The 20,362-nt window shown below is 63.2% G+C and carries 19 protein-coding genes; 13 read left to right on the top strand and 6 right to left on the bottom strand.

The annotated features are described in order from the left end of the window. Nucleotides 1-13: 13 nt before the first annotated feature. Both BM400_RS01940 and BM400_RS01935 read right to left on the bottom strand, forming a co-directional pair. Nucleotides 14-859 carry a fumarylacetoacetate hydrolase family protein gene (locus tag BM400_RS01940; RefSeq protein ID WP_089836128.1) on the bottom strand — a complete coding sequence of 282 codons (846 nt, stop codon included), beginning with the start codon at nt 857-859 and terminating at the stop codon, nt 14-16. Beyond that, complete coding sequence (locus BM400_RS01935; protein WP_089836126.1) at nt 860-2,260, bottom strand: NADP-dependent isocitrate dehydrogenase; 1,401 nt, start codon at nt 2,258-2,260, stop codon at nt 860-862. A gap of 305 nt (nt 2,261-2,565) precedes the next feature. Between BM400_RS01935 and BM400_RS01930 the strand changes: the two genes are divergently transcribed. The 13 genes from BM400_RS01930 to BM400_RS01870 all read left to right on the top strand — a co-directional run bounded on the left by BM400_RS01930 (nt 2,566) and on the right by BM400_RS01870 (nt 14,965). Then, complete coding sequence (locus BM400_RS01930) at nt 2,566-2,937, top strand: NADH-quinone oxidoreductase subunit A (protein ID WP_089836124.1); 372 nt, start codon at nt 2,566-2,568, stop codon at nt 2,935-2,937. A 17-nt stretch (nt 2,938-2,954) separates the two neighbouring features. After that, entirely contained in the window at nt 2,955-3,596 is a 642-nt protein-coding gene (locus tag BM400_RS01925; protein WP_089836122.1) for an NADH-quinone oxidoreductase subunit B, read from the top strand. Then, nucleotides 3,580-4,203, top strand: coding sequence for an NADH-quinone oxidoreductase subunit C (locus BM400_RS01920; RefSeq protein ID WP_089836119.1), 624 nt, complete (start codon nt 3,580-3,582; stop codon nt 4,201-4,203). Before BM400_RS01925 ends, BM400_RS01920 begins: the two co-directional genes overlap by 17 nt. Further along, nucleotides 4,200-5,354, top strand: coding sequence for an NADH-quinone oxidoreductase subunit D (locus tag BM400_RS01915; protein ID WP_089836117.1), 1,155 nt, complete (start codon nt 4,200-4,202; stop codon nt 5,352-5,354). The genes BM400_RS01920 and BM400_RS01915 overlap by 4 nt, the downstream gene beginning before the upstream one ends. Nucleotides 5,355-5,414: 60 nt before the next feature. Beyond that, on the top strand, nt 5,415-5,999 hold the full coding sequence (locus BM400_RS01910; protein WP_089836116.1) for a 4Fe-4S binding protein: 585 nt from the start codon (nt 5,415-5,417) through the stop codon (nt 5,997-5,999). After that, a complete protein-coding gene (gene nuoH / locus BM400_RS01905) occupies nt 5,996-7,174 on the top strand; it encodes an NADH-quinone oxidoreductase subunit NuoH (RefSeq protein WP_089836114.1) in 1,179 nt (392 codons plus the stop codon). The genes BM400_RS01910 and nuoH overlap by 4 nt, the downstream gene beginning before the upstream one ends. A gap of 13 nt (nt 7,175-7,187) precedes the next feature. Beyond that, nucleotides 7,188-7,709 (top strand): NADH-quinone oxidoreductase subunit J family protein, encoded by a 522-nt coding sequence (locus BM400_RS01900; protein ID WP_245781628.1) that lies wholly within the window; start codon nt 7,188-7,190, stop codon nt 7,707-7,709. Then, the gene (gene nuoK, locus BM400_RS01895; RefSeq protein WP_089836112.1) at nt 7,706-8,017 is read left to right on the top strand and encodes an NADH-quinone oxidoreductase subunit NuoK; all 312 of its coding nucleotides are present in this window, start codon (nt 7,706-7,708) and stop codon (nt 8,015-8,017) included. Before BM400_RS01900 ends, nuoK begins: the two co-directional genes overlap by 4 nt. Nucleotides 8,018-8,038: 21 nt before the next feature. Continuing rightward, nucleotides 8,039-10,117 (top strand): NADH-quinone oxidoreductase subunit L, encoded by a 2,079-nt coding sequence (gene nuoL, locus BM400_RS01890; RefSeq protein WP_089836110.1) that lies wholly within the window; start codon nt 8,039-8,041, stop codon nt 10,115-10,117. Next, nucleotides 10,117-11,619, top strand: coding sequence for a complex I subunit 4 family protein (locus BM400_RS01885; protein WP_089836108.1), 1,503 nt, complete (start codon nt 10,117-10,119; stop codon nt 11,617-11,619). The genes nuoL and BM400_RS01885 overlap by 1 nt, the downstream gene beginning before the upstream one ends. A 4-nt stretch (nt 11,620-11,623) precedes the next feature. Beyond that, nucleotides 11,624-13,120, top strand: a complete 1,497-nt coding sequence (locus BM400_RS01880; RefSeq protein WP_089836106.1) for a complex I subunit 4 family protein — start codon at nt 11,624-11,626, stop codon at nt 13,118-13,120. Continuing rightward, nucleotides 13,120-14,568, top strand: coding sequence for an NADH-quinone oxidoreductase subunit N (locus BM400_RS01875; RefSeq protein WP_089836104.1), 1,449 nt, complete (start codon nt 13,120-13,122; stop codon nt 14,566-14,568). Before BM400_RS01880 ends, BM400_RS01875 begins: the two co-directional genes overlap by 1 nt. Before the next feature lie 115 nt (nt 14,569-14,683). Beyond that, complete coding sequence (locus tag BM400_RS01870) at nt 14,684-14,965, top strand: hypothetical protein (protein WP_089836102.1); 282 nt, start codon at nt 14,684-14,686, stop codon at nt 14,963-14,965. 234 nt (nt 14,966-15,199) lie between these two features. Here the strand turns inward: BM400_RS01870 and BM400_RS01865 are convergent, their stop codons facing one another. The 4 genes from BM400_RS01865 to BM400_RS01850 form a co-directional block, all read right to left on the bottom strand. After that, nucleotides 15,200-15,529, bottom strand: coding sequence for a DUF2752 domain-containing protein (locus tag BM400_RS01865; protein WP_141223777.1), 330 nt, complete (start codon nt 15,527-15,529; stop codon nt 15,200-15,202). Beyond that, on the bottom strand, nt 15,526-16,245 hold the full coding sequence (locus BM400_RS01860; RefSeq protein ID WP_089836098.1) for a DUF4339 domain-containing protein: 720 nt from the start codon (nt 16,243-16,245) through the stop codon (nt 15,526-15,528). Before BM400_RS01860 ends, BM400_RS01865 begins: the two co-directional genes overlap by 4 nt. A gap of 275 nt (nt 16,246-16,520) precedes the next feature. Beyond that, on the bottom strand, nt 16,521-18,227 hold the full coding sequence (locus BM400_RS01855) for a rhamnogalacturonidase (RefSeq protein WP_089836096.1): 1,707 nt from the start codon (nt 18,225-18,227) through the stop codon (nt 16,521-16,523). 411 nt (nt 18,228-18,638) lie between these two features. After that, nucleotides 18,639-20,306 carry an alpha-amylase family glycosyl hydrolase gene (locus BM400_RS01850; RefSeq protein WP_089836094.1) on the bottom strand — a complete coding sequence of 556 codons (1,668 nt, stop codon included), beginning with the start codon at nt 20,304-20,306 and terminating at the stop codon, nt 18,639-18,641. Between the last annotated feature and the right edge of the window lie 56 nt (nt 20,307-20,362).

Raw genomic sequence — 20,362 nt, 5'->3', positions numbered from 1 at the left:
TTTTCGATTCTGGCTAAGCCTTGCCTTCGCCGATGCTATTGCGCAGCGTCCCGACGGATGCGATCTCGATCTCCACGACATCGCCCACCTTCATAAAGAGCTGCGGCTTGCGCTTCGCCCCCACGCCGCCCGGCGTTCCTGTGGCGATCACATCTCCCGGCGAGAGCTGCGTGAACGACGAGCAGTAGTGAATCAGTGCGCGGATGTTGAAGATCATCTCCGCGGTATTGGCTTTCTGCACCTCATCGCCGTTCAGCCACGTCGTCAGATCGAGCGCCTGCGGATCGGCGATCTCATCCGCCGTCACGATCCACGGCCCAAACCCGCCCGTACGCGGAAAGTTCTTGCCCGGCGTGAACTGCGTGGTGTGCCTCTGCCAGTCGCGGATCGAGATGTCGTTGAAGCACGCGTATCCGGCCACGTGCGACAGCGCATCTTCGAGCGCAATGTGCCGTCCCGCGCGCCCTATCACGACAGCCAGCTCGCCTTCGAAGTCGATCTCGCTCGACACGCCTGGAGCCCAGGCATCCTGCCCATCCGCCACCAGCGTGTCCGCGAAACGAGTGAAGATCGTCGGGTACGCGAGCTTCTCCCCACCCGTTTCCACGCGGTGTTCTTCGTAGTTCTTGCCGATGCAGAGGATCTTCGCCGGATCCGGAACAGGAGGAAGCAACTGCACCGCCGAGCGCGCAAGCCGAGGCGCTTCCGTCTCCTGCGCGATGCTCAGGAAGTCCTCGCCAAGCAGGGCCTTCAGGGTCGGAAAGCGTCCACGCAACACCGCCCCAAGATCCTTCACCGTGGTGCCCTCAAGCACTCCGTAACTCGATACGCCATCTGTAACAAACGAGATCAATTTCATTTACATATTCTCAATCATGCGCGTCGCAAATTCACTCGTCTTCGCCTTGGTCGCGCCCTGCATCTGCCGCTCGAAGTCGTAGGTCACGAACTTCTGCTGGATCGTCTTCTCCATCGACGATTCAATCAGCCGAGCCGCCTCTTTCCATCCCAGAAAATCAAACAGCATCACCCCCGAAAGGATCACCGACCCCGGGTTGATCACGTCCTTGTCCGCATACTTCGGCGCGGTCCCGTGCGTGGCTTCAAACACCGCATACCCATCGCCGATATTGCCTCCCGGCGCGATCCCCAGTCCGCCCACCTGCGCCGCCGCCGCATCCGAGATGTAGTCGCCGTTCAGGTTCGTCGTAGCCAGCACGCTGTAGTCCGAAGGCCGAATGATGATCTGCTGGAAGATGGAATCCGCGATGCGGTCATTGATCAAGATCTTCGATTTCCACTTGCCATCTCCATGCGAAGCCCCGATGCTCGCAACCACCGCCTTCACCTCCGCAATCACCGACTCGCCAAACTCCTTCGCGGCGAACTCGATCCCCGGTTCGATCAGCGCGGCGTTCTCCTCCGCTGTCAGCTTCGGATTGTCCTCCAGGTTCCCGAGGATCCAGCTCTCGCGCTCCGTCACGGTGTCCGCGCGGAACTCCTCCACTGCAACCTCGTAGCCCCACTCGCGAAACGCGCCCTCGGTGAACTTCTGAATATTCCCCTTGTGTACCAGCGTCACCGTCTTGCGTCCGTTGTCGAGCGCATACTGAATCGCTGCGCGCACCAGCCGCTTCGATCCCGTAATCGAGATCGGCTTCACGCCCACGCCCGAGTCCAGCCGGATCTTCTTCTTCGAGCCCTTCAGCATGTCGTCGTTCACAAACGCGATAAACCTCTTCGCCTCGGGCGTCCCCTCGCGGAACTCGATCCCCGCGTAGATGTCCTCCGTGTTCTCCCGGAAGATCACGACGTCCAGCTTCTCCGGATGCTTCACCGGGCTCGGCACGCCGGCGTAGTACTTCACCGGACGGATGCACTGGTACAGATCCATCAACTGCCGCAGCGCTACGTTCAGCGAGCGAATGCCGCCGCCCACCGGCGTCGTCAGCGGCCCTTTGATCGAGACGCGAAAGTCGACGGTCGCCTTCACCGTATCGTCTGGTAGCCAGTCCTGCGTCTTCCGGTACGACTTCTCGCCCGCCAGCACCTCGTACCACTCCACCTTGCGCTTACCGCCGTACGCCTTCTCCACCGCCGCGTCGAACACCCGCTGCGAGGCCTTCCAGATATCCCTTCCGGTTCCATCGCCCTCGATAAACGGGATCACCGGATGATCCGGCACCACATAACTTCCGTCCTTGTATTCAATGGGTTGGCCGTTCGGCGGGACAGGGATTCCGTTGTAGCTGCTCTGCATACGATGTAACTCCGACAGGAGGGTTGGGCGAAACAGGGCCGAAGCATACCACCACCCGTAAAGATTTGTCCTGCCGGATGGGCCGCTCCGCGCGGGCAGCGATCACGGCGCCTGCGGCAGAACCTTCGTGACTCGTATACCGGTCGTGGCGCAAGGTTGTCCTGCGGGCCTTCCGTAGGTCAGCAAGAAATTCATTCCTGACCAACGGAAGGGGCACGCGAAGGGGTAAAAAGGCGTGTGAACACCAGCCGCCCGCGCAGGGCGCACGTTACGCAGGACAGTGTGCTACCGTGGGTACGTCAAAAATGGGAAACGTTTCGTATCTCCCAATTCTCGTTCTTCTGCTCGGCGCGGTCGGTTTCGCGGTCGCTCCCCTCGCGCTCGCGTGGCTGTGGGCGAAGAAATTCTCGCCCGCCAAACCCGGCCGATCCAAGAACGCCGTCTACGAGTGCGGACTTGAATCCTCCGACGATGCCTGGGTGCAGTTCAAACCCGGCTACTACCTCTACGCCATCCTCTTCCTCGTCTTCGACGTGGAAGTCGTCTTCCTCCTGCCGTTCGCGACCGCCCTCACCGGCTTCGGGCTTGGAGAGTGCCTCGCCGTCTTCGTCTTCCTGTTCCTGCTCATCGCGGGCCTTGCCTGGGCCTGGCACAAGAAGGTCCTCACCTGGACGTAGCCTGAAGGGTTTCCATCATGGATGAAGCGCTGAAGAACGAGCTGAGCAAGCAGGGTATCTTCGCCACCACCCTGCAGGATCTCTACAACTGGGGCCGCAGAAGCTCTCTCTGGCCATTGAACTTCGGCCTCGCCTGTTGCGCCATCGAGATGATCGCCACCACCATGGCCCGCTACGATCTCGCCCGCTTCGGCGCCGAGGTCTTCCGCCCCTCGCCCCGTCAGGCCGACCTCATGATCGTCGCCGGCACCATCACCAAGAAGATGGCGCCGCAGGTCGTGCGCCTCTATAACCAGATGCCCGAACCCAAGTACGTCATCTCCATGGGCGCATGCGCCATCTCGGGAGGGCCCTTCAAGCAGGGCTACAACGTCCTCAAGGGCATCGACCGCTACATCCCCGTCGACATCTACATCCCCGGCTGCCCGCCTCGTCCGGAGGCCCTCATCGAAGGCTTCATGGCGCTGCAGAAGAAGATCGACGAGCAGCAACTCACCGGCGCAGACCGCCCCCGCCACCTCCACGCCGACGAGCCCAGCGAGTTCACCATCCCCACCTTCGGCACCCACGATCTTGAGCCGCCACGCAATCGTGACGTTTGGCGCCCGCCCCTCGTCAATATCACCACCATAGGCAGGGACGATGCTGGAACAACTTAAGCTCGAGATCGAATCCGCCATCCCCGGCTGTCGTCTGGAGCTGGTGACGAATCCCAGCGTCTCCGCACAGCACAGCCTGCTCCTCGACCCGGAGCACGCTGTCGCCGTAGCTCTTTTCCTGCGCGACGCCCCGGCGCACCGCTACGACTTTTGCTCCAACGTCACCGGCATCGACTGGCCTCCGCTCGAAGTCTCGGAAAAGGTAAAAGTAACCAAACTGGTAGACGGCGTAGAGACCCAGGTCGACGAGCTCCGCACCACTGAGTCCGGCGACTATCTCGAAGCCGTCTACCACCTCTACTCCATGGAACTCAGGCACGGCCCCGTCATCCTTCGCATGCGTACGGAAGACCGCGCCGCCCACGTGCATCTCCCTTCCCTCACACCCGTCTGGCGCAGCGCCGACTTCCAGGAACGCGAGATCTTCGACCTCTTCGGCATCGTCTTCGACGGACACCCCGACCTCCGCCGCATCCTCATGTGGGAAGGCTTCGTCGATCACCCGATGCGCCGCGACTATGTCGAGCCCGACGACTACGAGTACGAGCCCACCGCGCACGACGAAGTCTTGCACCGCGCCCAGCACACCCACGGCGGTGCCGTATGAACACAGCGGTAGCCCTGCCACCCGGCGCCAGCCTCACGCCCACCAAGGCGGACTCGCACCTCCTCGAAGTCTCCATGGGCCCGCAGCACCCCTCCACTCACGGCGTCTTTCGCATGGATGTCGTGCTCGACGGCGAACGCGTCATCAAGCTCAAGCCCGTCTTCGGCTACCTCCATCGCAACCACGAAAAGATCGCCGAGCATGAGAGCTATCTCGGCTCCATGCCCTACACCGATCGCCTCGACTACTTCTGCTCGCTGACCAACAACTGGGCCTACGCCCTGGCCGTCGAAACCCTCGCCGGCATCGTCGTGCCCGAGCGCGCCGAGTACCTCCGCGTCATCACCGCCGAACTCACGCGGTTACAAAATCACGCCTGCCTCATCGGCTTCCTCATGCAGGACATGGGCGCCAGCGGCACACCGTTGATGTACGCCTTCCGCGAGCGCGAAAAGATCCTCGACCTCTTCGAGTCCCTCACCGGCGCGCGCATGATGTGCAACTACATGCGCTTTGGCGGATGCCGCGTCGATCTCCCCGCCGGCTGGCTCGAACAAGCCCAAAAAGTGGTGGCCGAATTCCCCCGCTTCCTCGACGAGTTCGAAAACCTCCTTGCCAGCAACGAGATCCTCATGGCCCGCACGCAGGGCGTCGGCGTGCTTAGTAAGGAACTCGCCATCAACGCCGGCGTCACCGGCCCCATGCTGCGGGCCTGCGGCGTCAACTACGATCTCCGCAAGGTGGACAGGTACGGCATCTACGGCCGCTTCAGCTTCCGCGTCCCGCTCGGCGATCACGGCGACGTCTACGACCGTTACATGATCCGCCTGCTTGAGATGCGCGAGTCCTGCAAGATTCTGGAGCAGGCCCTCCGCGATCTTCCCGAAGGCCCCATCCAGGATCCCAAGACCAAGATCCGCGGCTTCCGTCCCAAACCCGGCGAAGCCTATGGACGTATCGAAGCTCCCAAGGGCGAGCTCGGCTTCTATCTCATCAGCGATGGTTCACCCGGCCCCTATCGCTATCGCGTCCGTCCCCCCAGCCTCATCAACCTCACCATCCTCGAAGACATGTGTCTCGGTCAAAGCATCGCGGACGTTGTGATTATTCTCGGGAGCATCGACATCGTGATGGGCGAGGTCGACCGGTAAATGGAGTAGAGTGGTGTCGCACAAAATTTGAGCTTTTTTCGGCGAGGAATGAAGGATTCTATGCTCGGTGAAGGTCTTCTGAAGGGATTGGCGGAGACGGCTCGAAACTTCTTCGGAAGCTATGTCGGCAAGGAACGTCTGACGACCGTGCAGTTCCCCGAGGAGCGTGCCCCGCGCATCGAAGCCTCGCGCAACTTCCCCTTCCTCGTCTACGACGGCGACGACTGGCAGCAGGGCCTGCGCTGCGTCTCCTGCCTCATCTGCGAGAAGGAGTGCCCACCCAAGTGCATCTTCATCGAAAAGAGCGTCGATAAAAAGCCGGACGCCGTCGGCAAGCAGCAGTTCTACCCCGCGCGCTTCAACATCGATGTCTCCGTCTGCATGAGCTGCCAGATCTGCGTCGAGGTCTGTCCCTTCGACGCGATCAAGATGGACGTCGCCTTCGAGGCCAGCACTGCCGAGCGCTTCAACGATCTCCTCTGGAACAAAAAGCGCTTAGCGAAACCCAACGAGTACTACCACCAGATCCATCCCACCGAGGCTGCCGCCGTCGACGCCGACCTCGCCGCCGCCCGCGCCAAAGCCGCCGCCCCCAAGCTCACTCCACCCGCAACGCCAGCCACGGGGAGTGTACCGGCACAATGAACCCCCAGGCCCTCGATCAGGTATTTGTAACAACCAAAGCCTTCCTCATGGGCCACGTCCCCGCGCCCGCGCAGCCCATCGCCTCGGCCATCCTCTCTGTTGTTCCCGTCCTCGTCGTCTTCCCCCTCCTCTTCGCCATCACCACTGTGCTGGAGCGCAAAGGTCTCGGCCGCATGCAGAACCGTTACGGCCCCAACCGCGTCGGCCCCTACGGCTTCTGGCAGCCCATCGCCGACGGCATCAAGTCGCTCACCAAGGAAGACGTCGTCCCCCGCTCTGCCGACCAGGTCGTCCACTTCCTCGCGCCGCTCTTACTTGTTCTCGCTGCCTTCCTCGGCTATGCCGTCCTGCCCATCGGCCGCAACATGGTCATCATCAACCTCGATGCCGGCCTGCTGTTCTTCTTCGCCATCGGCTCCATGGTGGAGCTCGCCGTCTTCATGGCCGGCTGGTCCAGCCGCAGCAAATACTCGCTCCTCGGAGCCATGCGCGCCATCGCGCAGATGATCAGCTACGAGATCCCGCTCGTCCTCTCCGCCGTCGTCGTCATCATGGCCTCCGGCTCGCTCTCCACCGTCACCATCGTCGCGCAGCAAGCCGTCTACACCAACGGCCTTGCCCACTGGTTCGTCTTCACGCCCTGGGGTCTCTGCGGCTTCATCCTCTTCATGATCGCCGCCGCCGCCGAGTCCAACCGCTCGCCCTTCGATCTCCCCGAAGGCGAGTCCGAGCTCATCGCCGGCTACTACACCGAGTACTCCGGCTTCAAGTTCGCCCTCTTCTTCCTCGGCGAGTACCTCGGCATGTTCGCCACCTCCGGCCTCGCCATCACGCTCTTCCTCGGCGGCTGGTCCGCGCCGTTTTCCTTCCTCACCTTCATTCCCTCCTGGATCTGGTTCTTCCTCAAACTCCTCGTCTTCATCGCCGCCTTCATCTGGGTGCGCGGTACGTTCCCTCGCCTCCGCATGGATCAACTCATGGGCCTCGCCTGGAAGTTCATGCTGCCCATGACCCTCGTCAACCTCTTCGCCGCCGTCGTCTGGCACCTCATGCCTGGAAACATCCTGCGCTGGCCCGTATCCCTCGCCCTCATCGCCGTCTCATGCTTCTTCCTCAGCCGCGGATCGAAGCAAACCAGGAAGCTTCAGGTCCGCACCTACCGCTTCGCCGAATAAAGAGCCGCAGCTCATGGAAATGACAGCAGCCTTCCTCATCCTCGCCGCACTCACCATCGCCGGATTCGCCGCCGCCATGACCCTGCGTCACATGGTGCACTGCATCCTTGCGCTTACCATCGGCTTCGTCGGCCTTGCGTTGCTGTACCTTCTGCTCGGCGCGGAGTTTGCAGGCTTCACCCAGATCATCGTCTACGTCGGCGCCGTCGCCATCCTCGCCGTCTTCGCCATCATGATGACCCGCAGCGCCGGCCCGCTCGCGCAACCCGCCTTGTCTTCGTCGTGGATCACCGGAGGCATCATAGCCATCTCCCTCTTCGCGGTTCTCGCATGGGCCGTCATCCGTGGCAGCGGATCCTTCCCCATCGCGACCACACCGCCCGATGCCCCCGTCTCCGCCATCGGTAACACCTTGATGCACACATTCGCCCTGCCTCTCGAGATCATGGGCATCCTCCTCACCGCCGCCCTCATCGGCGCGATCATCGTCGCGATGCCCAACGAGCCCTTGCGTGGAAAAGGCGGTGATGCATGAACCCCCTCACCGCCTGCCTCCTGCTCTCGTCTTTCCTCTTCTGCATCGGCCTCGCCGGAGCCCTCACCCGTCGCAACGCCATCCTCGTCCTCATCGGCATCGAGCTCATGCTCAACGCTGCGAACCTCAACTTCATCGCCTTCTGGCGCTACGGGCCCAACCCCGCCGCGTTCACCGGCATCCTCTTCACGCTCTTCTCCATCGGTATCGCAGCCGCCGAAGCCGCCGTTGGCCTCGGCATCATCCTCGCGGTATACCGGCACACGCAAACGACCGACCTGGACCAGATGAATAGCATGAAGGGCTGAAACACTTCCCTTGGACTCCCGATGAACGGTATCGTACAAAATCTGTGGCTCGTCCCCCTGCTGCCCATCCTGGCAGCAGGAGTCATTGCCCTTTTGAAACAGAGGCATCGAACCCTTGCCGCGTCCCTCGCGATCGGGTCGATGGTCGCGTCGTTCCTGCTCTCCGTCGTCGCCTTCTTCCATCTCCTCTCCATGACCGAGGTCTCCAGCGAGGTCGTCAACGTCCCCTGGTTCCAGATCGGCGACGCATGGTTCCGCATCGGATGGATCCTCGATCCACTCACCATCGTGATGCTCCTCATGGTCACCTTCGTCGGGACGCTCATCTTCATCTACAGCGTCGGCTACCTGCACGACGACGAAAACTTCACGCGCTTCTTCTGCTTTCTTGCCCTCTTCGCCGGAGCTATGCTCGGTGTCCTCATCGCCAACAACCTCCTCCTGCTCTTCATGTGCTGGGAGATCGTCGGCCTCACCTCCTACCTGCTCATCGGCTTCTGGTACGCGAAGCCCGCAGCCGCAGCCGCGGCGAAGAAGGCCTTCCTCGTCACCCGCATCGGCGACATCGGATTCTTCCTCGGCATGGTCTGGCTCTACACCCAGACCGGCACGCTCCTCTTCTACGACAACGGAGCCGGCGCACTCGAACACTCCGCCCTCGCCACGCTCGTCGCCCACACCACCCTCTACGGCATGACGGTCTCCACCGGCATCGGCCTGCTCCTCTTCTGCGGAGCCGCCGGCAAATCCGGACAGGTCCCGCTCCACGTCTGGCTCCCCGACGCCATGGAAGGGCCCACCCCCGTCAGCGCCCTCATCCACGCTGCGACCATGGTGGCCGCAGGCGTCTTCCTCGTTGCCCGCGTCTATCCCCTCATGGCCGCGCACCCGGCATCGCTGCCCGAACTCACCCCCTCCATCGCCCTGCAGGTGATCACCTGGGTAGGAGCCATCACCGCTCTCTTTGGCGCCCTCGTCGCCGTCGCCCAGTACGACATCAAGCGCATTCTCGCCTACTCCACCGTCTCGCAGCTCGGCTACATGATGATGGGTCTGGGCGTCGGCGGCGTCTCCGTCGGCATGTTCCACCTCATCACCCACGCCTTCTTCAAGGCCCTCCTCTTCCTCGGCGCGGGGTCTATCATCCACGGCTGCAACGGCGAGCAGGACATCCGCCTCATGGGCGGACTGCGCAGGTCCATGCGCATCACCTTCACCACCTACGCCGCCGGCATGCTCGCGCTTTGCGGCTTCCCGCTCTTCTCCGGCTTCTGGTCCAAGGACGAGATCCTCCACGCCGCCTTCTCCTGGTCCGTCTCCCGCACGCCCTTCTACATGGGCGCCTTCGGAGCTCTCCTCACCGCCTTCTACATGACCCGCCAGCTCTGCTACATGTTCGCCGGCGAATCCCGCCGGCCTGTCGTCCCGCCCACTCTCGCCGCGCACGCCCACATCCACAACGGGCACCCGCACGAGAGCCCGGCCATCATGACCGTCCCGCTCGTCATCCTCGCCACCAGCACGGTGCTCTTCGGATTGATCGGTGCGCCCACCTGGCCATGGTTCCAGTCCTTCCTCGAAGAGAAGCGCCCCACCTTCAACCTCGCCGCCTTCTCCACCGGCGGCATCCTCGGCCTCATGACGGTGTCGTCCTTCCTCGTCGTCCTCGGCATCGCCCTTGGCTACTGGCTCTACTACCGCAAGCCCATCCGGCACCATGAACAGCAGGACGCGCTCGACGCCCTCGAGCCACGCCTGTTCCGTATCCTGAACCACGCGTTCTACATCGACGCCCTCTACGCCTCGACCATCGTCCCCCTGAACAACGCCTTCGCCACCCTCTCCGGCCTCCTCGACCGTTGGCTCTGGAGCGGCCTGGTCACGGCCATCGCGTCGACCGTCGTGGGACTCGCCAGGGTCGACAACTTCATCGACACCTACCTCGTCAACGGCACCTTCGACGCCGGCACCCACACCGTCTCCTTCAGCGGACGCATCCTCGCCCGTCTGCAAGGCGGACGCATCCAGAGCTACCTCCGCATCGTCGGCCTCGCCTTCATCGCCCTGGTCGTCCTCCTGCTCTGGAGGGCCAAAGCCTGATGCTCCTCACCCTCATCACCGCCCTGCCCGTCCTCGGAGCCGTCGCCACCCTCGCCTGTGGCAACAACAGGAAACTCGCCCGCATCCTTGCGCTCACCGCAAGCTTAGCCGCCCTGGCGCTGGCGATCTACCTCGCCTGCCACTTCGACGCCACCACCACCGCCCTCCAGTGCGAAGAGCGCTACGCCTGGGTCCCCGCGCTCAACATCGAGTACCGCGTAGGCATCGACGGCCTCGGCCTTCTCATGGTCCTTCTCTCGTCCATCGTCGTCCCCATCGGCATCGCCGCATCGTGGAGCATCGAAGACAAACCCGCCCTCTACTTCGCCCTCATGCTCCTCCTTCAGGCCTGCCTCTTCGGAGCCTTCACCGCCCTCAACTTCATCCCCTGGTTCACCTACTGGGAACTCAGCATCATCCCCGCCTTCTTCCTCATCAAGCTCTGGGGTGGACCCCAGCGCTCTCCCGCGGCCATGCAGTTCCTCGTCTACACCATGGTCGGGTCCGTGGCGATGCTCCTGGCCTTCCTGGCCCTCTTCCTCGCCACCAATCAATTCGACTTCCTCGCACTCGCCAACCTCGCCCAGACCAACCAGCTTGCTCCCAAACTCGCCGGCCACGTCTCCCCGTTCCTCCTCTTCGCCGGTGTCTTCCTCGGCTTCGCGGTCAAAGTCCCGCTGATGCCCTTCCACACCTGGCTCCCGCCGGCCTACAGCGAAGCCCCCTCCGGCACCACCGCCGTCCTGACCGGAGCCATGTCGAAGATGGGCCTCTACGGATTCCTCCGCATCCTCCTCCCCCTCTTCGCCCCGCAGATGCGCGAAGTCCTCACCCCGCTCCTCTGGCTCGCCGCCGCAACGGTCGTCTTCTCCGCCTACGCCGCCCTCGCCCAGAAGGACCTCAAGCGCACCTTCGCCTACTCCTCCATCAACCATCTCGGCTACTGCCTGCTCGCCCTCTTCGCCATCGTAAAGTTCACCGCCGACGACTCCGCCCGGCAAGCCGCCCTCAGCGGTCTCATGCTGCAGATGTTCAGCCACGGCCTCACCGCCGCCACCATCTTCTGGTTCATTGCTCTCATCGAGCAGCGTGCCAACGGCCAACGCGGCCTCAACGACTTCGGTGGCCTCCGCAAGATCGCACCCGTCTTCACCGGCCTCATGGGCATCGCGCTCTTCTCGTCCCTCGGCCTCCCCGGCCTCAACGGCTTCATCCCCGAGTTCCTCATCTTCAAGGGCGCCTTCCCCCTCGTCACCTGGGCCACGTCGCTCTCCGCCATCGGCCTCATGATCACCGCGATCGTCATGCTCACCATCCTCCAGCGCGTCTTCTCCGGCCCCCTGAACGCAGCCTGGTCCACCTTCCCCGACCTCACCTCCGGCGAACGCCTCGCCCTCGCCCCGGCCATCGCCCTCATGTTCGTCCTCGGTCTCTACCCGCAACTCCTCTTAGGCCTCATCCACAGCACGGTCACCCTGATGACGCACCAACTGAAGTTCTAAAACTATGCTCGCGTGGACCATCTACATCTCGCTCATCGGAGCCCTCACCCTCCTCCTCTTGCCCAAAGCAAGCCCCACCCCCGCGCGCATCGTAGCCTTACTCACCGCCATCGCCGGTTTCATCATCGCCCTGCTCGCCTTCCTCCAGCACCGCACCGGCGAGCTCTTCACCATCGCTCGCGTCCCCTGGATCCCCGCCCTCCACATCGAGTACCATCTCGCCGCCGATGGCATCTCCCTCTCCCTCGTCCTCCTCACCGGCATCGTTGCCATCACCGGCGTCCTCTTCTCCTGGAACATCGCCCGCCGCACCCACGCCTTCTTCGCCTTCTACCTCCTGCTCATCGCCTGTGTCTACGGCGTCTTCCTCAGCTACGACCTCTTCCTTCTCTTCGTCTTCTACGAGATCGTCATCATCCCCAAGTACTTCCTCATCGCCATCTGGGGCTCCACCCGCAAGGAGTACGGCGCCATGAAGCTCGCCCTCTATTCCTTCCTCGGCTCCGCCATGGTCCTCGTCGGCATCATCGCCGCCTACGCCTACTCCGGCACCATGTCCCTCGCCAACATCTCCCCCACCGCCTTCCCCGCCCACTTCCAGATGTGGGCCTTCCCGTTAGTCTTCGTAGGCTTCGCCATCCTCGCCGGCCTGTGGCCCTTCCATACCTGGGCTCCCACCGGACACGTAGCCGCTCCCACCGCCGCCTCCATGCTCCTCGCCGGAGTCGTCATGAAGCTCGGCGCCTACGGATGCCTCCGCGTCGCCATGGCCCTCTTCCCCCTCGGCCTCGCCCCCTGGGGTTTCCATGTCCTCGGCCTCGGCTCCTGGCGAGACGTCTTCGCCCTCCTCGCCGTCATCGGCATCGTCTACGGAGCCCTCGTCGCCCTCGTCCAGAAGGACTTCAAGTTCGTCATCGGCTACTCCAGCGTCTCGCACATGGGCTTCATCCTCCTCGGCCTCATGACCCTCTCGCAGATCGGCATCACCGGCGCCGTCATCCAGATGTTCTCCCACGGCATCCTCGCCGGCCTGCTCTTCGCCACCGTCGGCCGCATGGTCTACGACCGTACCCACACCCGCGAGCTCGGCCAGCTCGGCCCCATGCACCTCAGCCGCGCCCTCCCCTTCGCGACCGTTACCTTCGTCCTCGCCGGCATGGCCAGCATGGGCCTCCCCGGCTTCTCCGGCTTCATCGCCGAACTCATGATCGTCGTCGGTGCCTGGCACGCCTTCCCCGTCCTGGCGCTCTGCGTCGGCGTCGGCATCCTCCTCGGCGTCGTCTACGTCTGGCGCGCCATGCAGAAGGCCTTCTTCGCCGAGCAACCCAGCGAAGCCGCCCCACCACCGCTCGACCCCATCACCCTCCCCGAGTACCTCGGCGCGGCCATCCTCCTCGCCACCAGCATCGCCGTCGGCGTCTACCCGCAGATGCTCCTCCGCATCATCATGCCTGCCTTGAACTCGCCCATCTTCGACAACCTGCGCAAAGGAGGTATGTAGTGCTTTCCTACACCGGCCTCCTCCAGCTTGCGCTCCCCGAAGTCATCGTCGTCGTCACGGCCCTCCTCGTCCTGGCGCTGGACCTCGCTCTCCGCACCCAGCCCGCACGCACCCGCTTCACCATCGCCTCCACCCTCGGCGTCATCGGATGCCTCGCCGCCATCGCCCGTCTCGTCCTTGTCCCCGAGCAGGTCAACCTCCTCAACGGTGTCCTCCTCGCCAACCCCCTCACCCATCTCATCCAGATCGCCCTTCTCGTCCTGGCCATCGGAACCCTCCTCATCGCCATCGACACCGGCTTCACCGACCATGTAGGCGAGTTCGTCCTCCTCATCCTCCTCGCGACCGTCGGCATGATGTTCCTCGTCGCCACCCAGGACCTCCTCGTCCTCTTCCTCTCCCTCGAGCTCCTCTCGCTCTCCCTCTACGTCCTCACCGGCTTCGACAAACGCCGCCCCCGCGCCGCCGAAGCCGCCCTCAAGTACTTCCTCTTCGGCGGCATGTCCGCCGCCTTCCTGCTCTTCGGCTTTAGCATCCTCTACGGCCTATCGAACTCCACCCGCTTCCACGACATCGCCGCCGCCATCCACACTCCCTTGAACCCCCTCGCCGTCATCGCCATCGTCACCACCGTTATCGGCTTCGGCTTCAAGATCGCCGCCTTCCCCCTGCACTTCTGGGCACCCGACGTCTACGAAGCCGCCCCCATACCCTCCGCCGCCTTCGCCGCCTCCAGCTCCAAGGTCGCCAGCTTCTTCCTCTTCTTCCAGATCATGACCCTCGCCTTCGCCAACGCGCAGGGCGCCACCAAACCCTTCACCCCCGGCTGGATCCCTATCCTGGTCCTCCTCGCCGCCGCCTCCATGGTCTTCGGCAACCTCGTCGCTCTGCGCCAGACCGGCCTCCGCCGTCTCCTCGCCTACTCCGCCGTGGCCCACGCCGGATACATGCTCCTCGCCCCCATCGCGCACACCCGCGAGAGCCTCGCCGCGCTCCTCTTCTACGTCATCACCTACGCTCTCACCACCCTGGGCATCTTCGCCGTCATCGGTATCCTGCCGGACGACCGGCTCACGAGCTTCCACGGGCTCAGCCGCCGCGCTCCCCTGCCCGCCGCCGCGCTCTTCGTCTTTCTGCTCTCCCTCGCCGGCATCCCACCGCTCGCCGGCTTCTTCGCCAAGTTCTATCTCCTCGTCGCCGCCATGCAGGGCAACCCCGGCCTCCTCTGGCTCGTCATCCTCGTCCTCGCCACAAGCGCCGTGTCGCTGTACTACTACCTGCAGGTCCTCAAGCGCGTCTACGTCACCCCACCCGGCGAGGGCGACGGCATCATCCACACATCGCTCCTCACCAGAACCCTCCTCATCCTCCTCGCGGTCGCTGTCCTGCTCCTTGGCCTCGCCCCGCATCTCCTCCTCGGAGCGATTCTCCGCGCTCTTCCCGCCTGATTTTTTTCCCGCGCAATCTTCTTCCCAGTCTCTCCATCCGTCTGCTAGACTCGCTCCCCTCAAGCGGAGGCCTACCATGACGTCGCTCGAACTCACTGAAATCGTTGATCAAAGAATGACTGATCCGACAGTTCTCGGACGCCTCGCCTGCAACCTGCGCTCCAGCGAAGAGGTCCAGCAGCGACATCACGACCACCGCATGTTCTCCCTCGTCTGGCAGGACGTCGGCGACTCCTGGCGCTGCACCGTCTACTCCGACGACAACCCCGAACGCCGCATCGCGCAGGTCGACATCCACGAGAACTGCACCGTCCGCGTGGAATCCTACGAGCCCTGCCGGATCACCGTCTCCCCCGAAGAAGGCATCCTTTGCCTCACCCGCTACAAACCCCTCTAGCCTTACTTTGCTCTTGCCGTTGCTTCTAGGTATCCCAAAGCTTCAGCCTGGGGTCTCACAGCCCATCGTAAAAGGGGGCTTTAAGCCCCTGGGGTATGCCTTCCTGTCCCATCCGCAAGCCCTCCATCTCCGGGCCGCTGCCGTTGCCCTTTGGTTGTCATCCCCGAAGGGGATCTGCCTCTTCTTTTGCCGTTGCCTGTCGTTATCCGCCTTCGATTCCTGGAATTCGTGTCCTTAGAGCGCGAAGAAGTTCCGTCCCACCGTAAACAAGGCCACTCCCACGGAGACCGTGATCCACCAGCCCCTGCTCACCTCAGGCCAAACACCCCGCCGCCAAATCCCCGCCAAGACGTACCCCAGCCCCAACGGAATCTCACACACCACCAAAGCATTCAACCGCCACGCCGCCCCCAGGTTCCCTCGCAGCAAAGCCATCAAAGCCCGCGTTCCCCCACACCCGGGGCAAAGCACATGAAACATCGCATACACCGGGCAAGCCGGCCGCACCAACAGCACGACCGCCGCAAACAGCACGGCGGTCGCCATCATGTGTCTGGTACTCAATACGGCCTCGGCATCCCGTACGCCATCGCCCGCTTCATATCGGCGATGCGGTTCAGGTGATACGTAAAGTACAGCCCGCCAAAGAAGAACGTCATCACGCCCGAAAGCCGCAGACCCATCGGTTCAACCGTGTTGTAGTGCTTCTCCAGCTCATTGCGCATCGTGAATCGCGCATACAGCTTCAGCACCCACCAGCAGATCCACAGCAGCGAAACGCCCGTGTTCTCCGTATCGAAGTGAACGCCCGTACTGTAATGACGGATGCCATGGTGCTGCCCCACGACCGACAACACCAGCCAACCCACGGTCACGGCGATATAAAGCACCAGCACCTTACTCGCCGGCGCAATCCGGTTCACCCACGCCGCCAGGATCATGTTCCAGATAAAGATGAACACCGAGCAGGTCAGAATGCTGAACAGAAGCACAAGCCCCCAGCTCAGGTTCGGCGGCGGATCGTACGCGGCCGCCGGATAAGCCGACGCTGGAGGAGCCGCATAGCCCGGCTGATAGGTCTCCGTGTAGGCAGGCTGCTGCGGTGGCGGCATAGACGAAGCCGCGGGTTCCAGCAGCGAAGCCACCGTCACCCACTCCGTCATCTCATCGCTCTTGGCCATATCCGTCGGCAGAACGTTCCCCGAGGCGACATAGCGTGACAGGTCTTCGAGGGTATACGGTCCATAGTTCTGGCCGTTGCGCGTTACGTGATAGAGCATCGTCGGACTCCCGGGAGTAGCGGCTTATAGGGTTTGAAGAATCAGAACACGCCCCGCCTCCGAAGACAAGAGAAGACAGGAGCAGAGTACATCACTCACCTTCTATACGCAGTCTTCCCTCGCCCGTTCCCCACTCTCCACGGAGAACGCATCATCGGCCCATATCCACACTCTGGCCACGTTTTCCCGCGCCGAAAACTGCAGGGTATGCCGAAGAAACAGGCATGAATCCCAAAGTTGTTCTGCCGGAAGGGCCACTTTTCGACAGGACAGCTTTACAGGGTCTTGTTATCGGCGCTCGCGAGCGTAACGTCGGGGGTGGCTCGGCTGAAGGCGATGCGGAGATCGGTCACCTGATCCAGATGGAAGGCGGCCGGGCTGGTCGGCGCGGTGATGGCGAAGAAATCGGCCCGGTGGACGTCCAGCAGAGAGAACGACGGACGCGGGTCCGGGGCTACCGGTTCGATCTCGACGTGGCTCATCTCCAGGTTGCGGATGTGGCGCAGGAAGAAGCCCTGCGACGGCATCGGGCCGAACATCCCCGGGTCGGGGTACGACTCGATCTTCTCCGGAGGCACGATACCCACCTGATCCTGCGGGGCTCCGCCGACGTGCTGCGAGTAGAAGTTCGCAATCTTGATGTCGCGCAGCGGAAAGTCGGGAATGCCGCTCAGTATGCTGCCCAGGCGCGCCGATGAGTTGTAGCTGACGATGTTCGAGACCAGGATCCGCTGCAGCGTGCCCACTTTGGTCTCGGGCTTCGGTCCACGCAAACGCGCGCCGAGACGGAAGAACAAGGGCGACGAGTGAATGTCGCGCATCGTGATGTTGGTGATGGTGATGTCCTCGCACAGCGCGCCGTCTTCGCTCTCGAGCGCAAGTCCGTCGCAGCCCTCGAAGACGCAGTTCGAGATGGTGATGTTCTTGAAGCCGCCGTTGGACTCCGTGCCGCACTTGATGCGTCCCGTGCGGCCCACGCCGCGGACGTCGGCAGGAAACTTCTGCCACGTGCCGTCGAGGACCGAGCCCAGCATGTAGGTTCCCGTCACATAACAGTTGGTGATGGTGACGTTCTCGGTGGCGCGGTTGTAGCCCAGGGCATAGGAGCTCTTGGGGCAGATGCCGTCGTCCCATGGCGAATTCACGGTGCAGTTCGAGACCCGCACATTCTTGCAGCAGTCGATGTCCATGCCGTCGCGGTCGGTGTCGATCTTGAGGCCGTCGATGATGAGGTTGTCGACGCCGGTGAGGAGAAGGCCGAAGTGCCCGCCCTTGAGCAGCGAGAAGTCCTTGAAGGTGACGTTGCGGCAGTTCTTGAGCGCGATGGCCTTGTTGCCCACGCCGGGCTGCTCGGCCTGGTACATGGGATACTCGCCGCGCGGTGGGCGCTGCACGGGCGGTGTGCCCGCGGGGCGTTCCGGGCCGAAGCCGGTGCGCTGCGGGGCTCCCGGCGGACGCGACGGCCCAACGCCGAAGCTGAGGCCTTTGCCATAGATGAGGCCGGGTCCGGTGATCGAGAGGTCGTGCAGGTTCTCGCCCCAGAGGAGTGAGTTGTGCCAGTGGTTGTGGCCGTAGTCCTGGTAGGCGTCGTAGCTGGTATTGGGTTCGGCCGCGTCGTAGACGCCGCCAAGCTCGCCGGTGGTCTGACCGGGAAGAGGCGAGTCCGCCGCGAGGATGGTTGCGCCCTGCGCGATATAGAGGTGGACCAGGCTCTTGAGCCGGATGGAAAAGGTAAGGTAGGTACCGGCCGGAAAGTAGACCGTCCCGCCGCCGGCTGCCGCGCAGGCCTCGATGGCTGCGTTGATGCCTTTGGTGTCGAGCACCTTGCCCGACCCGGTGGCGCCGTAGGTGCGCACGTCGAACAGCAGGGGAGAGCTCCCGATCTTCGGCGCCTCGGCGAACGAGAGGGACGGCAGGGAGACGGCAAGCCCAAGTCCAGAGAGCTTGAGAAGGTCGCGGCGCGCGGAGTCGAAGGTTTTCATGGCGGGGTCATGCTAGCAGAGATTGGTCTGACCTGTCGCCCACAAAAACAATATTTCAATAGGCCAACCGAGTCGGAAAGCTTCCCAAATTGCACGTTGAACATGCTCAAAAAAGAGCACCCGTATCGCATTGAAAAGAAGGCATCTTCAGCGTTTGTGGTGAATTTCAGGCCAGAGGGGTAGGGTGGACGCGGTTGGGTCGGAGAGGGCTAGGATTCGGCGGCGGCGGTGACGAGCATCAGGCCGAGGCGGCGACCCGGGAGGGGGCAAGTGAAGTTACGTGAGGGGGGATACCACCCTTTCAAAGCAAAGCATAATTCAGATCGAAAGGATAAAAACGGCAAGAGCCAAAGCTGAAGAAGCTGATCGCACGGGCTAAGGTGGCTCCGGGCAAGATGATCGCTGCTGTTCTTAGTCGAGTTCGACGATCAAACCCTCATTGGGCCAGATCTCGAAGTCGCCGCGTACGGTGGTGGTGAGGTCGGTGGGGCGCCAGGAGTTGGTGGAGGCGAGGATGCGGCCGCCGGGTGTCCAGGCGGACTGGTTGGAGTTCGAGAGGTTAAGGATGATCTGGAGGCGCTCTGTGCCGTGGTTGCGGCGATAGCTGAGGACGTATCCGCTGGAGTAGACGTCGGAGACATCGCCGAGGTGCAAGGCGGGGGTGACGCGCCGCAGGTGGAGTAGGTGCTTGGTAAGGTTCAGGGTGGAGCGAGGGTCGCGTTTCTGGGCTTCTACCGATTTCCAGGCGAAGTCGCCGGTGACGGGGAGCCATGGGGTACCGGTGGTAAAGCCTGCATTTTCCGTATGGTCCCAGAGCATGGGGGTGCGTTCGGGGTCGCGGCCCTGGCCGATGCCGGGCTGGCGGAGCTCGGCGGGATCTTTGACCTGGCCGGCTGGGATAGGGACGTTCTGCATGGCGATCTCATCGCCGTAGTACAGGGTGGGGGTGCCACGGAGGGTGAGGAGGAGCATGGCGGCGACGCGGGCCTGCTCGGGGCCGATGCGGGTGGCGACGCGGGCCTGGTCGTGGTTGCCGAGAACCCAGTTGGGCCATGCTCCAGGGGGGAGCAGGCCTTCGTACTGGGTGATGAGCTGGGCGATGCCCTGGGCGCTCCAGGGAGCCTGGATGAGCTGGAAGTTGAAGGGGAGCTGCGCTCCGGTGAGGGCGTCTTCTCCGGGTGCGGCTCCGGGGCCGGGGCTGCCGTAGTAGCGGACGAGTTCGGGGAGTGGCAGGTAGATTTCGCCGATGAGAACCCGAGGGTTGGGTTCGCCGTGCTGGTTGAGGATGGTGCGCATCTCGGAGACGATGCGGTGGGTCTCGGGCTGGTCGGCGGTGTAGGTGGGGAGGACGGACCAGAGGGTGGAGTCGCCTTCGTGCCAGTCGGGGTTGGGCGGGTTGTCGCGGAACTGGTCATCCTTGATGAGGAGCCAGAGGACGTCCATGCGGAAGCCGTCCACGCCTTGTTTGTCGGGGCCGCGCTCGAGCCAGAAGCGCATGGCTTCGTAGATGGCGGCGCGGACCTGCGGGTTACGCCAGTTGAGATCGGGCTGCTGGGGCAGGAAGGAATGGAGGTAGAACTGTCCGGTGGCGTGGTCGTAGGTCCAGGCGGGACCGCCGAAGTTGGACATCCAGTTGTTGGGCGGACGGGGTGCGGTATCGCCGGGCTGGAAGGGTGCCGGATCGCGCCAGATGTACCAGTCTCGCTTGGGATCTTCTTTCGAAGAGCGCGAGGCGAGGAACCAGGGATGCTTGTCCGAGGAGTGGTTGGGGACGAAGTCGAGGATGAGCTTGAGGCCGCGGGCGTGGACGCCTTCGAGGAGGCGGTCGAAGTCTTCGAGGGTGCCGAAGAGGGGATCGACGTTGGTGTAGTCGGCGACGTCGTAGCCGAAGTCGGCCATGGGTGAGGGGTAGAAGGGGGAGATCCAGAGGGCGTCGACGCCGAGGTCGACGAGGTGGTCGAGGCGGGAGAGGATGCCGGGGAGGTCGCCTACGCCGTCGCCATTGGTGTCCTGGAACGAGCGGGGGTAGACCTGATAGATGACGCCGTCCTGCCACCAGAGACGCTTGGGAGTGCTCATCAGCCGTTGGATGCTTTGGAAGGCCGGAGGGTTACGTGAATTCGATTGGTAGGATG

Origin of the sequence: Granulicella pectinivorans (genome assembly GCF_900114625.1) — a bacterium.
In the GTDB taxonomy this organism is placed as follows: Bacteria; Acidobacteriota; Terriglobia; order Terriglobales; family Acidobacteriaceae; genus Edaphobacter; species Edaphobacter pectinivorans.
Note: the sequence above shows the minus strand (reverse complement) of the source record. Positions and strands in the feature narration are given on the sequence as shown.

Bases quoted from the DNA above. Each gene is read 5' to 3' on its own strand.
- nuoK (WP_089836112.1), top strand. From the start codon at position 7,706: ATGAACCCCCTCACCGCCTGCCTCCTGCTCTCGTCTTTCCTCTTCTGC.
- BM400_RS01900 (WP_245781628.1), top strand. From the start codon at position 7,188: ATGGAAATGACAGCAGCCTTCCTCATCCTCGCCGCACTCACCATCGCC.
- BM400_RS01935 (WP_089836126.1), bottom strand. From the start codon at position 2,260: ATGCAGAGCAGCTACAACGGAATCCCTGTCCCGCCGAACGGCCAACCC.
- BM400_RS01920 (WP_089836119.1), top strand. From the start codon at position 3,580: ATGCTGGAACAACTTAAGCTCGAGATCGAATCCGCCATCCCCGGCTGT.
- BM400_RS01910 (WP_089836116.1), top strand. From the start codon at position 5,415: ATGCTCGGTGAAGGTCTTCTGAAGGGATTGGCGGAGACGGCTCGAAAC.
- BM400_RS01940 (WP_089836128.1), bottom strand. From the start codon at position 859: ATGAAATTGATCTCGTTTGTTACAGATGGCGTATCGAGTTACGGAGTG.
- BM400_RS01930 (WP_089836124.1), top strand. From the start codon at position 2,566: ATGGGAAACGTTTCGTATCTCCCAATTCTCGTTCTTCTGCTCGGCGCG.
- BM400_RS01870 (WP_089836102.1), top strand. From the start codon at position 14,684: ATGACTGATCCGACAGTTCTCGGACGCCTCGCCTGCAACCTGCGCTCC.
- BM400_RS01855 (WP_089836096.1), bottom strand. From the start codon at position 18,227: ATGAAAACCTTCGACTCCGCGCGCCGCGACCTTCTCAAGCTCTCTGGA.
- BM400_RS01860 (WP_089836098.1), bottom strand. From the start codon at position 16,245: ATGCTCTATCACGTAACGCGCAACGGCCAGAACTATGGACCGTATACC.
- nuoL (WP_089836110.1), top strand. From the start codon at position 8,039: ATGAACGGTATCGTACAAAATCTGTGGCTCGTCCCCCTGCTGCCCATC.
- BM400_RS01925 (WP_089836122.1), top strand. From the start codon at position 2,955: ATGGATGAAGCGCTGAAGAACGAGCTGAGCAAGCAGGGTATCTTCGCC.
- BM400_RS01850 (WP_089836094.1), bottom strand. From the start codon at position 20,306: ATGAGCACTCCCAAGCGTCTCTGGTGGCAGGACGGCGTCATCTATCAG.
- BM400_RS01915 (WP_089836117.1), top strand. From the start codon at position 4,200: ATGAACACAGCGGTAGCCCTGCCACCCGGCGCCAGCCTCACGCCCACC.
- BM400_RS01880 (WP_089836106.1), top strand. From the start codon at position 11,624: ATGCTCGCGTGGACCATCTACATCTCGCTCATCGGAGCCCTCACCCTC.
- BM400_RS01885 (WP_089836108.1), top strand. From the start codon at position 10,117: ATGCTCCTCACCCTCATCACCGCCCTGCCCGTCCTCGGAGCCGTCGCC.
- nuoH (WP_089836114.1), top strand. From the start codon at position 5,996: ATGAACCCCCAGGCCCTCGATCAGGTATTTGTAACAACCAAAGCCTTC.